This is a genomic window from Enterococcus sp. DIV0167, from assembly GCF_050541555.1.
GTDB lineage: Bacteria > Bacillota > Bacilli > Lactobacillales > Enterococcaceae > Enterococcus > Enterococcus faecalis.
The window spans coordinates 2,029,276-2,044,417 of the sequence record NZ_CP172933.1; the positions used below are offsets into that span (position 1 = coordinate 2,029,276).

The 15,142-nt window shown below is 38.5% G+C and carries 12 protein-coding genes; 1 reads left to right on the plus strand and 11 read right to left on the minus strand.

Annotated elements, in window-relative coordinates:
- Positions 1 to 78: 78 nt before the first annotated feature.
- From IGM09_RS09660 to ssnA, 11 genes are all read right to left on the minus strand, one after another.
- Positions 79 to 1,086 carry an XdhC family protein gene (locus IGM09_RS09660; protein ID WP_033625097.1) on the minus strand — a complete coding sequence of 336 codons (1,008 nt, stop codon included), beginning with the start codon at positions 1,084 to 1,086 and terminating at the stop codon, positions 79 to 81.
- A complete protein-coding gene (locus IGM09_RS09665) occupies positions 1,083 to 1,442 on the minus strand; it encodes a winged helix-turn-helix domain-containing protein (protein ID WP_002356595.1) in 360 nt (119 codons plus the stop codon). The genes IGM09_RS09660 and IGM09_RS09665 overlap by 4 nt, the downstream gene beginning before the upstream one ends.
- Before the next feature lie 93 nt (positions 1,443 to 1,535).
- Complete coding sequence (locus IGM09_RS09670) at positions 1,536 to 2,855, minus strand: nucleobase:cation symporter-2 family protein (protein WP_002356594.1); 1,320 nt, start codon at positions 2,853 to 2,855, stop codon at positions 1,536 to 1,538.
- A gap of 93 nt (positions 2,856 to 2,948) precedes the next feature.
- A complete protein-coding gene (locus IGM09_RS09675; protein ID WP_002356593.1) occupies positions 2,949 to 3,329 on the minus strand; it encodes a RidA family protein in 381 nt (126 codons plus the stop codon).
- A 14-nt stretch (positions 3,330 to 3,343) separates the two neighbouring features.
- Complete coding sequence (gene arcC / locus IGM09_RS09680) at positions 3,344 to 4,288, minus strand: carbamate kinase (protein WP_002359647.1); 945 nt, start codon at positions 4,286 to 4,288, stop codon at positions 3,344 to 3,346.
- Positions 4,289 to 4,528: 240 nt separating this feature from the next.
- Entirely contained in the window at positions 4,529 to 5,722 is a 1,194-nt protein-coding gene (gene ygeW, locus IGM09_RS09685) for a knotted carbamoyltransferase YgeW (protein WP_002359643.1), read from the minus strand.
- Positions 5,723 to 5,760: 38 nt separating this feature from the next.
- Positions 5,761 to 7,086, minus strand: a complete 1,326-nt coding sequence (locus IGM09_RS09690) for a YgeY family selenium metabolism-linked hydrolase (RefSeq protein WP_002362247.1) — start codon at positions 7,084 to 7,086, stop codon at positions 5,761 to 5,763.
- Positions 7,077 to 8,270, minus strand: coding sequence for a diaminopropionate ammonia-lyase (gene dpaL, locus IGM09_RS09695; protein WP_002356589.1), 1,194 nt, complete (start codon positions 8,268 to 8,270; stop codon positions 7,077 to 7,079). The genes IGM09_RS09690 and dpaL overlap by 10 nt, the downstream gene beginning before the upstream one ends.
- 23 nt (positions 8,271 to 8,293) lie before the next feature.
- Positions 8,294 to 9,667 carry a dihydropyrimidinase gene (gene hydA, locus IGM09_RS09700; RefSeq protein ID WP_016616770.1) on the minus strand — a complete coding sequence of 458 codons (1,374 nt, stop codon included), beginning with the start codon at positions 9,665 to 9,667 and terminating at the stop codon, positions 8,294 to 8,296.
- A 29-nt stretch (positions 9,668 to 9,696) separates the two neighbouring features.
- On the minus strand, positions 9,697 to 12,702 hold the full coding sequence (ygfK, locus tag IGM09_RS09705) for a putative selenate reductase subunit YgfK (protein WP_016616771.1): 3,006 nt from the start codon (positions 12,700 to 12,702) through the stop codon (positions 9,697 to 9,699).
- Between the two features lie 30 nt (positions 12,703 to 12,732).
- Complete coding sequence (gene ssnA, locus IGM09_RS09710) at positions 12,733 to 14,067, minus strand: putative aminohydrolase SsnA (RefSeq protein WP_016616772.1); 1,335 nt, start codon at positions 14,065 to 14,067, stop codon at positions 12,733 to 12,735.
- A 403-nt stretch (positions 14,068 to 14,470) separates the two neighbouring features.
- Here ssnA and IGM09_RS09715 point away from each other — a divergent pair, with 403 nt between their 5' ends.
- Positions 14,471 to 15,109 (plus strand): helix-turn-helix transcriptional regulator, encoded by a 639-nt coding sequence (locus IGM09_RS09715; protein ID WP_002381503.1) that lies wholly within the window; start codon positions 14,471 to 14,473, stop codon positions 15,107 to 15,109.
- Positions 15,110 to 15,142 lie beyond the last annotated feature (33 nt).

Consider the following 15,142-nt stretch of genomic DNA (forward strand, 5'->3'; position numbering starts at 1 on the left):
CTAGATTATACCACAAATCTTCGTTCTAAAAATTATTTTTTAGCAAAAAAACTTTTTTATTTAACTCAAAAGTCCTCATTATTGATAGCGCTGTTGAATTAATTCTCCCGTGATGCTAATCGCTAACTCTTCTGGTGTTTCGGCTGCAATGTCTAAGCCAATTGGCATGAAAATTCTTTCAATTTCAGTCATTGTATAACCGACCTCTTTTAACCGTCGAACTTGTGAAGCAATTTTGTGTTTGCTCCCCATCACACCAATATATTTGGCTGGTGTTTCCAATAACTGTTTGGCAACGATGAAATCAAAATTGTGTCCTCTGGTAATTACTATACCATAATCGTCCGCCGTTATTTCAATAAACGCAGCTAAATTTTCTAAAGGAATAACCCGTAGTTCCTCAGCTTGTGGAAAAGCTTGTGCCGTCAAAAATTCTGGACGATCGTCCACTACAACGCAATAAAACGATAAATAGTTTAAAATAGGTACCAATGCGCGTGCGACATGACCACTTCCAAAAATATACACTTTCCCTACTTGGAGGATCGCTTCTGTTAAAAAAGTGATTTCCTCTTTTTGCTCACAATAGATACCTTTAGGTAGCAAACTTAATTCCCCCTCCCAAGAAGTGGAACCAATCAATTTGCCTGTTTCACTATAAAAGGATACTTTTCCTAAATTGTTTTGATCTAGTTCAGTCATTAACCAACCTTGTTGATTATTTTGAAAATGCGTTTCTATGGACTCACACAACTCTTTTAAAAATGGCGTTTCCCATGAAAGATAATGGAAAAAAATCGTGACATTTCCGCCACAGACCATGCCTAAATCAGCAATATTATTCGGGGCTAAAATAAATTGACGTTGTGCATTTTCTTTCTCAATAAGTAGCTTTTTTGCCACTTGTTCAGCCTGAAATTCAACCGCGCCACCACCAACAGTTCCGGCTATTCTACCTTCGGCGGAAACCAGCATTCTAGCCCCTTGACTTCGTGGTGTAGATCCTGAACTTGTACCAATCGTTAATAACATCGTGTCTTGCTTTTCCAATATTGCCTGTTTCAAACGCTGAAATACTTCTCTCATTTCAGTTCCTCCGATACTACATCCTGTTCTTTAAATATTTCTTCAAAGCAAGCCTCTACCTGTTGATACACTTTTTTCTCAAATAAAAGATATTGATCAATCAACTCTTTTCCTTGATCCGTAACAATTGACCCGCCACCATTACAACCACCAACACTTTTGATAATTAATGGAAAAGATAGCTCTTCTTCAGCTACCCGCACAATCCGCCATGCCTTATTATAAGACATTTTCATCTCTTTTGCCGCTAAGTTTAGTGACCCAGTTTGCTGAATTTTTTGTAAAACTTCGACAACGCCAGGACCAAAAAAGTTCCGATCTGTTTTTAATTTTAAGTTTAAGGAATACGTAAACATCTTCTCCTCCTTTATTCGTTCATTTTTTTATAGATAACGTAAGGGAAAAAGGATACGAAAGCTTACTCACTTTCGTATCAAAAAAAGCAATCTTCACTCAAGTGCTACGCGCTTTTTTGGTTTTAAAATGACATTTAAAAGGACTGCTACCAAAGTGGTTAAGATAACTTCCGAATTACCGAAAATCGTTGTTACCCAAGTTGGAAAACCAGCTAAGCTTCCAGTAGACAATGTGACACCAATTCCAAATGCTAGAGCTGTTCCGACAACCCCAGTATTTCGAGGAGTCATTTCCTGCGAAGCAATCATCCGAATACCTGTCATAGAAATAGAAGCAAAAACTGAAATCGTTGCGCCACCAATTACTGCGTAAGGAATCGTAGTTAATAACGCAGCTACTTTCGGAACAAAACCAGCAATTAATAATATAACTGAAGCGAAAACCAGAACATACTTATTAATCACTTTTGTTACCGTAACCAGACCAACATTTTGTCCAAAAGTTGCCACTGGGATTGATCCAAATAAACTGCCAATAAAGTTAGTGAAACCACTCCCCATAATTCCGCCAGATAATTCTTCATCCGTTGCATCCCGATCCATTGCCCCAACCGTTGTTGCTGTAAATTGACCGATGGCTTGAACAGCATCAACAATAAACATCACTACAAGCGTAAAGATAGGTACCAGTTGAAAATCCAGTCCAAAATGAAACGGGGTAATTACCTGAACGATTTTAGCATTTTGAACTGGTTCAAAACTAACCATCCCTAAAGCTAAAGAAATCAAATAACCAATAACCATTCCGTTTAAAATTGCGGATAACTTCAAAAATCCTTTTGCAAAATAATTGAAGTAAAAGACAATCGCAAAGGTTAATAATGCAACTAACCAATTCCGTGCTGAACCAAAATCAGCACTACCAGCTCCTCCTGCCATATATTTAATCGCAACTGGAAACAAGGATAGTCCAATGCTTAAAATAACCGTTCCTGTTACTAAAGGCGGAAACAACACACGGATTTTTTTAATGAACAAACCAACAATAATAACAAGAATACTGCCAACTAATTGGGAACCAAAAATTGCTGCAATCCCAAAATCAGCTCCGATGGCCATCAAAATCGGTACATACGCAAAACTTGCACCCATCATAACTGGTAACCGTGAACCCACTTTTCCAAAAATAGGGAAAAGTTGAATTAACGTGGCAACTGCTGAAAAAATCAATGATGTTTGAATCAAAATAGTTGTATCACTAGGACTTAATTGGCAAACTTTGGCAATCATGATTCCCGGTGTGACAATCCCTACTACTGCTGCGACAACGTGTTGCAATCCCATCGGAATTGCTTCAGAAATTGATAGTTTCGCATCATATTCAAATAATGCTTGCTCTTTTTTTTCATTCATAGGATCGTTTCCTTCTTCTTTTTATTCTAAAAGGATTGTTTCCCTTAATCAGTAAAGAATGCAATCCTTTTTCCCTCAGAAACATCTTAAAAATTATCCTTTGACAGCAACTGCTTCAATTTCAAATAAACCATCTTTTGGCAACTTGGCTACTTCTACACAAGAACGTGCAGGCAAAACTTCTGAAAAGTAATTCCCATAGATTTCGTTAATTTTGCTAAAATCAGACATATGTTGTAAAAACACCGTTGTTTTCACAACATTATCATAGGTCATCTCGACCTCTTTTAAAATCGAACCTAAATTGATAAAAGCTTGTTTTGCTTGTTCTTCCACTGTAGCCTTCATTTCACCCGATTGCGGATCTAATCCTAGTTGTCCAGAAATGTACAACGTATTTCCCGCTAAGACAGAATGTGAATAAGGTCCTACAGCAGCTGGTGCCTGTGCAGAATTAATCATTTTGTTTGTCATCGTTTTCCTCCATTCTATGATTCTTTATTTTCAATTAAAGTCCCTGTTTTTCCAGATAATCCTTCTTTGGCTTTTTCTAATAACGTAATCAATGTTTTTCGACCTGGCTTAGATTCAGCAAACTTAATCGCTGCTTCAACTTTTGGTAACATTGAACCTGGAGCAAACTGACCTTCTTGCGCATATTGTTTCATTTTTTCTGTTGAAATATTCCCTAAGGCTTCTTGATTTTCTTTACCAAAATTAATACAAACTTTTTCAACTGCTGTTAAAATCACGAGCAGATCAGCATCTACTTGTTCAGCTAGTCGTTCACTACAAAAATCTTTGTCGATGACTGCATTTACCCCTTTCAGTCGGTTCCCTTCTTGAATGACTGGGATGCCACCACCGCCGCCAGCAATGACTGTTTGGCCAGCGTCAACCAATGTTTGAATCGTGAGAAGTTCGACAATATTTTTGGGTTTAGGGGAAGCGACGACTTGGCGGTAACCACGGCCAGCATCTTCCATCACTTGTATATTTTTTTCTTTGACTAATTGTTCTGCTTCTTCTTTTGTCATGAAGCGGCCAATTGGTTTCGTTGGTTTTTTGAACGCCGGATCATTTTCATCCACGACCACTTGAGTGACTATGGTGGTGACGGCTTTACTTATATTTCGCTGACGCAACTCTTCTTGTAGCGCATTCTCTAAATCATAGCCAATGTAACTTTGACTCATGGCTACGCACATGGATAACGGAACAACTGGATATTGTGGATTATTAAAGGAAAATTCTTCCATAGCTAATTGAATCATCCCCACTTGAGGACCATTGCCATGAGATAAAATAACTTCATATCCTGCTTCAATCAAATCTGCAATCGCTTTGGAGGTCTGTTTTACGGCAGTCATCTGCTCCGTCAAATTATTTCCTAAAGCATTGCCACCTAAAGCTACTACGACGCGTTTGCCCATTGCTTCACCTCATTTTCTGTTTTATAAAAAGGACGATGCTTTTTCTTTTTCACAACGAGTTTTCGTATTAACTGTCTGTTGTCGTTGCATGAAGTCAACGCACATGACTAAGCGTTCTTGACTCGAGACAATCACACATTCATGAATAGACTTGGGAAGGTCTTATTTGTTCATGTTGAAGAGGCAACTTCTAATGATTCATTGTGTAAAGAAAAAGCATCTGTCTTCATGCCAAATTCATTATTTTACTTCTCTTGGTGTCGCTTTATCCGCTAAGTCTGTTAAGGTTTTTTGCGGATTTTTTACTTTACTTAAGAAAATCATAGCCGCAATAACATACGGTTTGTAGCTAGCTTCTTTGTAAAGTTCGACCCGATAACGATCGAAAACAGAAGCTTCCACTTCGCCTTCTTCACAACTAACGCCAGTAATATCAGCTGGTAGACAATGCATATACAAAGCTTTGCCGTCTTTTGTTGTTTTCATCAATTCTTCTGTACATTCCCAATCTTTGTGCTTTTTATTTTGAGAAAGTAATTCTTGTTCTAGTTGATCAATTCCTGCTTGGTCACCATTGCCATATAATTCAGTTCGCTTTTCCATTGCCGCAAAAGGTGCCCAGCTTTTCGGATAAACAACATCCGCATCTTTGAATGCTTCTGCCATACTATTCGTTTTAGTAAAGTTTCCACCAAATTCTGCTGCATTTTTCTTCGCAACTTCTTCTACTTCTGGCATAATTTCATAACCTTCTGGATGTGCTAAGACGACATCCATTCCTAAACGGGTCATTAGACCAACAATTCCTTGAGGAACAGATAATGGTTTTCCATAAGATGGTGAATACGCCCAAGTCATGGCAACTTTTTTCCCTTTCAGGTTTTCAATGCCACCAAATTCATGAATTAAATGCAACGCATCCGCCATTGCTTGCGTCGGATGGTCAATATCACATTGTAAATTCACTAACGTTGGGCGTTGTTCTAATACCCCATCTTTATATCCTTCTTGGACAGATTCTGATACTTCGTGCATGTAAGCATTGCCTTTACCAATGTACATGTCATCACGAATACCAATGATATCAGCCATAAAAGAAATCATGTTTGCTGTCTCACGAACAGTTTCTCCGTGAGAAATTTGACTTTTTCCTTCGTCTAAATCTTGAACTTCTAAGCCCAAAAGATTACACGCTGAAGCGAAACTAAAACGTGTTCTTGTAGAGTTGTCGCGGAATAAAGAAATCCCCAAGCCACTATCAAAGATTTTAGTTGAAATATTATTTTCTCTTAAATAGCGTAATGTATCGGCAACTGTGAAAACAGCTTCTAATTCATCTCTTGTTTTTTCCCAAGTTAGGAAAAAGTCATTTTCGTACATTTTTTCAAATTCTAATTTATCTAATTTCTCAATATATTCTTTAAACGTTTCCATTCCATCTGCTCCTTTTTTCTTGTCTAATAATCCTTTACTTAACCACAATAGACCGTTGGTAATGCCGCATAAACGGCTGCACAACGAACCAAATCATCTTTCCAAGTTTTTTCATTTGGTGCATGTGCTTGTGCTTCCGCCCCTGGCCCGAAACCAATACAAGGAATGCCATTACGTCCCATAATTGAAACGCCATTTGTTGAGAAGGTCCACTTATCTAACAATGGGCGTTCTTCACGCATTTCCACTGTTTCTACAGAGCCTTTCCGTGTTTCTCCATAGAGATTTTTATGCGTTTCCATCAAGGCTTTTGTTACATCATGATTTTCTGGAATTACCCACGTTGGGAAATAACATTCAATTTCATAAGTTAAATCAGTATAAGAAGGACGATCATAGTTGTACATTGAAACCGTCACATCATCTCCATATTTTTTAACAGCTGGTAAATTACGAATTTCTTCTAAACAACTTTCCCAAGTTTCTCCAGCTGTCATTCGACGGTCTAGTGAAACGGTACAGCCATCCGCAACAGCACACCGACTTGGTGAAGAATGGAAAATTTGCGAAACAGTCACCGTACCACGTCCTAAGAAACGGGCTTCTTGCCACTCTGGATTGTACTTAGGATCTAACATACGAACTAAACCACGAATCGCTGTGCTTTCTGTATCTCCATTGTTGTTTAAGGCACGAACATCTTGTAAGATATCCGCCATTTTGTAAATGGCATTATCTCCACGTTCTGGTGCTGAGCCATGACACGAAACGCCTTTGACATCAACTTTAATTTCCATTCGGCCTCGTTGACCACGATAAATCCCACCATCTGTTGGCTCTGTTGAAACAACAAATTCTGGACGGATACCGTCTTCTTTGATAATGTACTGCCAGCATAAACCGTCACAGTCTTCTTCTTGGACAGTAACTGTTACCAAAGCAGTGTATTTTTCTGATAATAGACCTAAATCTTTCATAATTTTAGCGCCATAAATAGCTGAAACAATCCCGCCTTCTTGGTCAGATGTACCGCGACCACCGATCTCAGTTTCTGTTTCATAACCATCGTAAGGATCAAATTTCCAGTTACTCATTTCACCAATTCCGACAGTATCCATGTGCCCATCAAAAGCAATTAATTTTTCACCAGACCCCATATAACCAAGTAAATTTCCTTGAGGATCAATGTCAATTTTATCGAAACCTAATTTTTCCATTTCGGCTTTTGCTCGCGCAATTTTGTTGCCTTCTTCTGCACTTTCTCCTGGAATTTTGACAAGGTCTCTTAAAAATTTGACCATATCTTCTCTGTAACCTTCTGCTGCTGCATTTACTGCATTAAAATCCATTCCTTTTACCTCCATAAAATTTTTTTATAATTGTCTGGATCAGTGTCCCCTTCGGTAGAAAACATTAAAACGTTTGACGTCTCATCCAGTTGCAATGCCTCACGTAATTCTTGATAGTCGGGATCTTGCATCACTGTAGCTACTAAGCCCATTGCTACTGCCCCAGATTCGCCTGATACAACTTGCGGATCCCCTTTTAATGGCGCGCCCAACATACGCATTCCTTTTTCAGAAACCCAATCTGGTGCTGAAACAAAGAAGGATGTATGATTTTTTAGAATATCAAAAGAAATCGTATTAGGTTCTCCACATGCTAGGCCAGCCATAATTGTCTGTAAATCACCATCGACAAAGCGAATTTCTCCGTCTTTTTTAATTGCTGATTGATATAAACAGTCAGCCGCCTGTGCCTCAACTACGACCATAATCGGTGGGTTTTCTGGAAAAGCATTAGCAAAATAACCAATCACCGCCCCAGCTAAACTGCCGACACCAGCTTGAACAAAAACATGACTAGGTCGTTCAGAGCCAAATTTTCTTAATTGTTGAGAGGCTTCTAACGCCATCGTTCCATATCCTTGCATAATCCAAGTTGGAATTTTTTCATATCCGTCCCAAGCGGTGTCTTGAACCATGACACCGTTTTCAGTTTCTTCGGCCATTTTATTAGCCATTCGCACACATTCATCGTAATTAACTTCTTCGATTGTGACGGTTGCGCCTTCTTTTTCAATATTTTCTTTTCTCGTCTGTGTTGAACCCTTTGGCATGAGTACAACTGATTTTTGACCTAATTTATTCGCAGCCCAAGCGACTCCTCGTCCATGGTTGCCATCAGTTGCTGTAAAAAACGTAGCTTGTCCAAAAGCTGATCGTAATTGATCAGAAGTTAATTCATCATATGTTAGTTCCGAAACATCTTTCTTTAATTTTTCGGCAATATAGTTAGCCATGGCAAACGAACCACCTAAGACTTTAAAAGCATTTAAACCAAAGCGATAAGATTCATCTTTAACAAAGAAATCATTTAACCCCAGATACGCGGCCATATGATTCAATTCTGCTAATGGTGTTTCTGAATACTGTGGAAAACTTTTGTGAAAAGCCAAAGCTTTCTCAATTTTTTCTTTAGACATCAGTGGTAAGTACTTATCCTCCGTCTTCGGCATTTCATTTGCTGTCCATTTAATTTTTTCCAAAAATACTTCTCCTCCTTCTATTTTTAAGTTGCTTTACGAAAAACAAATTTTCCTTGATTTGCCAAGATGACTTGCCCAGCTTCAGCAACTTTTTGACCTCTTAAATAAACCATTCGAGCCTGTCCTTGTGTTTCAAATCCTTCATACGGCGTATAATCGACATTTTGTAACTGCGTTCTCGCAGCAATCACGCCGGTTGTTCTAGGATCCCAAACAACTAAATCGGCATCACTGCCTTCTTGCACCACACCTTTTTGTGGATACATCGAGAATTGTTTAGCAATATTTTCAGAAAGCAGAGCAACCATTTTTTCCAAGGTGATTCGGCCCTTCGCCACACCTTCCGTGTAAATTAATTCTGGTCTCGTTTCAACACCTGGCATCCCATTGGGAATTTTACTAAAATCATCTTCGCCAACTGTTTTTTGTCCGTGAAAATTAAAACTGCAGTGATCTGTCGATATTGTATTGATTGCCCCCTCTTTAATCCCTTGCCACAAAGCCTGTTGATCCTCTCGTTTGCGTAGTGGCGGTGAGCAGACATATTTTGCTGCTTCAAAATTAGGCGCATCATACAAGTGATCATCTAGTAAAAGATATTGAGGGCAAGTTTCTACATAGACTGATTGTCCTCTTTGACGAGCCCGTTCCACCGCTTCTAATGATCGTTTTGTGCTTAAATGCACAATGTTAACCGGCAAATCAGCCATTTCCGCTATCATCAAATATCTTGCTACCGCTTCTGCTTCAACAGCCGCCGGTCTTGATAACGGATGATAGTGCGGGGTTAGCTTTCCTTGAGAAACATATGATTGGATTAATTCATCTACTAAATCACCATTTTCACAATGAACGCCTAACATTCCATTAACTTTTTTTATTTCTTTCATCGCTTCAAAAATTTCCGCATCTGTGGTCCGCAAGTTATCATAAGCCATATACATTTTGAAGGAAGTAATACCTGCAGCAATCATTTCCTGAATTTCAGCAGCTATCGTTGGGTTCCATTCGATCATGGACATATGGTAAGTATAATCACATGAACTCTTGCCTTCAGCCAATTGATTCCAAGTAGCTAAACAGTCTTTCAATGAGCCACCTTTATTAGGTGTAGCCATATCAATAACCGTAGTCGTACCTTTGGCCACCGCCGCTTGGCTGCCAGTAGTAAAGTTATCCGCCGTACTTAACGAACCTTTGCCATTATTTAATTCCAGATGCGTGTGCGCATCAATAAAGCCTGGTAATACATAACACCCCGTAACATCCTCAATCTGAGAATTTTCTACTGGTAAATTTGCCCCCATCTCTACAATTTGCTCGCCGTCAATTCGAATATCCAATTGACGACGATTATATGCAGATACGACGGTTCCACCTTTGAGCAGAATAGACATTTATTTATCCCCCAGTCGTAAATTTCCTTTTATGCTTGCATACAATAAGCATATTCTTCAATCATAGTTACCATTAATGCAATTAAATCTTCTGGTACATCTAATCCTTGATCTGTTAATTGAATTGTTGACACCGTTCCCCATAGACGCAGTAAACAAATTTTATCCACAGGATTTTGAACATAGAAACCTGAATTAGTACTGTCATAAAAATCAGCTTCACTGTTAAATAAGGTAAATTTGTCTTTGTAAGGGGCACTTGCATAAGGGCAAAATGTTTCACAGTTACCACATTCGTTACACATCCGATCAACATGGACAATTTGTGGTTTTCCTTCGACATACACAACAATATTTGCTCGGTTTGGACAGACATCCATACAAGATTCACAAATTGTGGAGCATTCTAAGCAACGACTAGCTTGACTACAAGACATCTCGTCTGTCACAAGGATACCCCGTTTGTTTCTAACAAATGCGACATCACTATTTAAATTATCTTTTTCATAGTGATGATTGTGGACAAGACAAATATTATTGGCCGCTTTGGTTGCATCAGCAATTGCTTCAACAATTGTGGCTGGTCCTAAATTAGCGTCACCAATGACATAGACGCCTGGTATATTTGTTTCCAATGTTTCTTGATTTGAAACGACTTTCCCATAGTTGTCTGTGTGAATGCCTAATGCTTGGTAAAATTCTGTATCTACTTTTTCACCAACAGCGGCAATCACTGTATCAGCAGGAATATCAATCATTTCTCCTGTACCAATCGGACGACGGCGTCCAGAAGCATCTCGTTCACCTAGGACCATTTTTTCACAAGTTAATTGTTGATTTTCATGTTTAATTGGCGAAAGTAATTCTAAAAAGTCGACACCATCTTCTAAGGCTAAATAAAGTTCTTCTTCATCTGCTGGCATATTGCGTTTATTCCGACGATAAACCACTGAGACTTTTTTAACACCAGGCAATGTTGTGGCTGCACGAGCACAGTCCATGGCTGTATTTCCGCCACCAACGACGACAATCTGTTCCCCGTAAGGATTAATCGTTGGATTTTCTCGGTTTGCTTTTAAAAATTCTAACGAGTTCAATGCTCGCCCAGATTCTAAACGAAGGACCCCATGTTTCCATGCACCAATGGCATAAATAACATTCGTATAGCCTTGGTTTTTCAATTCTGCCAATGATGGCGCCTCTTGTCCTGTACGGAATTCAACTCCCATAAATTCCGCTAACTGAACGTCTTTTTGAACAGATTCCATAGAAATTCGAAATTCTGGTACAATCTGGCTACAAACGCCCCCAATTGTCTCGGATTTTTCAAACACAGTAACAGGCATGCCTTCACGTGCTAATAAATACCCAGCAGAGATCCCTGCAGGACCTCCACCCACAACAGCTGTTTTAGGTGCATTTTCTTTTGGCTGTGGCTTTTCTAGTGTCGTCAATAATTCATCATAAGCATGTTCAGCTGCTTCTAACTTCACTTCCCGAATATGAATAGATTCTTCATAAAATTGACGTGTGCATTTGGTCATACAAGGATGTGCACAAATGGTTCCAGTAATAAAAGGCAACGGATTTTTATCGACAATTACTTGCAAGGCCTTTAAATAATTGCCTTCACTTACATAACGAAGGTAAGCAGGAATATCCTGATTGATTGGACAACCACCGTCACTTCGACAAGGAGCAATATAACAATCTGTTAATGGGACTGTTTTTCTTAGTTTGGTACTTTCTGGTAATTTAATTGATTTTTGGTAACGCGCTTGTGTTTTAGCTTTCTCAACAACTTGGGCTAATTTATCCAAGTTGACATGAACCATCTGAGGATATTCTGCTGCGCTTAATACATTAGCAACTTGATTCATTCGTTGATAGCCACCAGGTTTCAACAGCGTCGTTGCCATAGTGATTGGCCAAATCCCAGCATCAAATATTTCTTTACTATTGAAAATATCTGCACCGCCAGAATAAGAAATTTGTAGTTTCCCATCAAATGCTTCTGATAATTTTTGTGCCAATGAAATACTAAGAGGAAATAGCGAACGTCCTGACATGTACATTTCATCACCAGGTAATTCATTTGCTGCAATCGTTACTGGGAAAGTGTTCGTAATTTTAACTCCGAAGCTTAGATTTTTACTATTGGCTAATAATTGCAGACGTTGTAACATCGGTACTGCTTCTTCAAATTGTAAATCTTCTTTAAAATGGTGATCGTCAAAAACCATATAATCAAACCCTAGCTCATCCATCGTTTGACGCGCATATTCATAACCTAACATGGTTGGATTACATTTAATAAAGGAATGGAGACCTTTTTCACTTAATAAATAGGCCGCAATTCGTTCAATTTCATCTGATGGACAGCCGTGTAAAGTCGACAGCGTAATAGAATGACAGACTTTAGGACTAATTGCTTCGATATATAAGTCATCTACTTTTTTAAAATAAGATAGATATTTTTTGGCAGCTGCTTGGCATTCCGCCCAAATCGGCGTTCCTTCTGCGTTCTGCATTTCGTTAATATAACGATCAATTTTTGGTGATTGAATCCCTGCCAAATCATAGCCAACACTCATGTTAAAAATGAAACCATTCGGGTCACCTAGCTCAAACTCTTTACTCAGTAACTTCAAAACAAACCATGCTTTGACGTATTCATCATAAGCTTGGGGAACGCGCAATTCTGTGGACCACTCAACGTTGTAACATTCATCCGCTGCTGCGATACATGGTTTACTCACTGGTAAATCTTCTCCATCCAGTATCTGGACTGTCTTAACTTCAAAAAAACGAGAACCTGTTAAATAGGCCGCAATAATATTTTGTGCTAATTGTGTATGAGGACCTGCTGCTGGACCACAAGGGGTTTCCATTTTTTCTCCAAATAACGAAATCGTTTTTGTAGGATCCGCATGATAAAATTTACGAATGCCAAAAATTGTGCCATCTTGTTGATACTCACTAAAAATCCAATTTAATAAAGCCTCAATTGAGATGGGATGCATAATATCACTCATTAACGTCACTCCTTTTATTTATAATGAAAGCTATTGATTTACTCGTTTCCAGAAAGATTGTGCTTGCGTTTGCGCATCATGCCAAACTTTCTCTTCATCAATTCCTTGAACTTCACGATTACGCATCCGAATTTCTCCATTAATCACCGTGTCAGTGACCATCCCACCATTCATGCCGAATAAAATGTGCATGTTATAATTCTCTTTTGTCATTGGTGTCGGGCCATGATAATCAACAATAATGACGTCTGCTGCTGCATTAGGTTCTAAAACGCCTAGCTTTGTTTTAAAATAGCGATTAGCCATTTGCGGATTATTATCAAATAGCATTGCGGGAATTTCTGCCCAAGCCGCATTTGGATCAGCTAAATGATGTTTGTGGATAACATTTCCTACCTTATAAGATTCCGTCACATCATTCGTATAACCATCTGTGCCAAGACCCATCAAAATACCATACTCATTAAACATGCGCATTGCAGGTGGGCAACCGACCGCATTCCCCATATTCGACTCTGGATTCGTGACCACCATTGTGTCTGTATCTCTTAGTAATTCCATCTCATGAGGTCCAATATGGATGCAATGGCCTGCCATTGTCTGTTTTCCTAAAATTCCTAAATCAAATAATCGGTTCACAATCGGCTTCCCATATTTTTTCAAAGAATCATGAACATCGGCTAAATCCTCTGCAATATGAATATGATAACCAATCCCATCTGGCGTATTGGCTGCACATAATTCTAAAGAAGCATCTGATAAAGTAAAGGCTGCATGCATACCCATCATCGCTTTTTGCATATCATCATTTCTTAAGGAACTGGCTTTAATAAAGGCGGCATTTTCTTGAACTGCTTCCCGCATTTTCTGCTCACCATCGCGATCAGAAACTTCATAACAAAGGCAGGTCCGAATCCCTAACTCGTCCGCTGCATTAGATAATTGGGTTAAACTCCCTGTAATTTCTCCGTAACTAGCATGATGATCAAAGACAGTTGTAACACCGTTGCGAATACTATCTAAATAAGCAACCTTACCACTTTGATAAGTGTCTTCTAATGTCAAGGCACGATCAATTCGCCACCATTGATCTACCAAAATATCCATGAAATTTTTAGGATGATAATTCGTTAAACTTAACCCACGTGCAAAGGTACTATAAATATGATTGTGCATGTTAATAAAGCCTGGCATAATCACTCCACCTTTAGCATCAATAAATGTCGCTTCTGGATAAGCTTGTTTTAATTCTTCTGTCGTTCCGACTTGTTTCACAACTTGACCATCAATCGCCACACACCCATTTTCAAAAAAATGATTCTGCGCATCCCGAGTGATTAAACGCCCATTTCCAATTAATAACATGTATTCTCCTCCTATTTTTCAACCTATTCCCCACAAGCGGCAAACGCTTACAAATCAATCGCTCAATCATTCACGAATATAGCTTGATTAGCTTTGCTAATCTACATTCCTTACGAAAATCATTTGAAGCGCTTGCATTTTTTTACTAACGAACTCATTAACTTGATTAAAGTATATCACCTTACCTTAAAAAAAACAATGCTACCTAAAAAATATTTTTTAGAATTTTGACAGCCGTTATCTTGTATTATTATTTTTATCATGCTATCATTATTTTTCAGAACAGGTAGTACGCGACATTAAAGGATTTAGCCCTGCCTATTCCATTTAAAAATATTATGTTAAATTTGACACAATCTTATAAAAACTGTTTGTGCCAGGCACATTAGAAAGGAGCTTATTTATGTTATCCGACGAAAAACTTACTTTTTTAACACAAATTGCTAAAGGTTTAGCTGGTCAATTTGGGGAAAACTGCGAAGTCGTTATCCACCAAATCAATGAAGACAATATTAACAATTCTATTGTTTCCATTGAAAATGGTCATGTCTCTTCTCGTCATCTGGGCGATGGACCTTCTCAAGTAGTCTTAGAAGCCTTAAAAAAAGACCCTAGTGAGTTGAATGATCATATTAACTATCTGACCCGCACCCATGATGGTCGTATTTTAAAATCTAGTACAATGTATTTTAAAGATGAGAATGGTCAACTCGATGGTATTTTTGCTATTAACTACGACATCACTACATTGATTGCTGCAGAGTCGAACTTAAAATCTTTGATTTCCACTGCAGAACCTGAAGAAGATAAAGACCCTGATTACATTCCTCAGGATGTTAATGAGTTGTTAGACGATTTAATTCACGAATCAGTTAAATTAGTTGGCAAGCCGGTCCCATTAATGACGAAGGACGATAAAATCAAGTGTATTCAATTTTTAAATAATAAAGGCGCCTTCTTAGTCACTAAATCTGGGGACAAAGTTTCTAACTTCTTCAATATTTCTAAATATACGCTATACAGTTATATTGATGCGAAATAAAAATGGAAATCGATGGACGATTTGTTGTTAAGA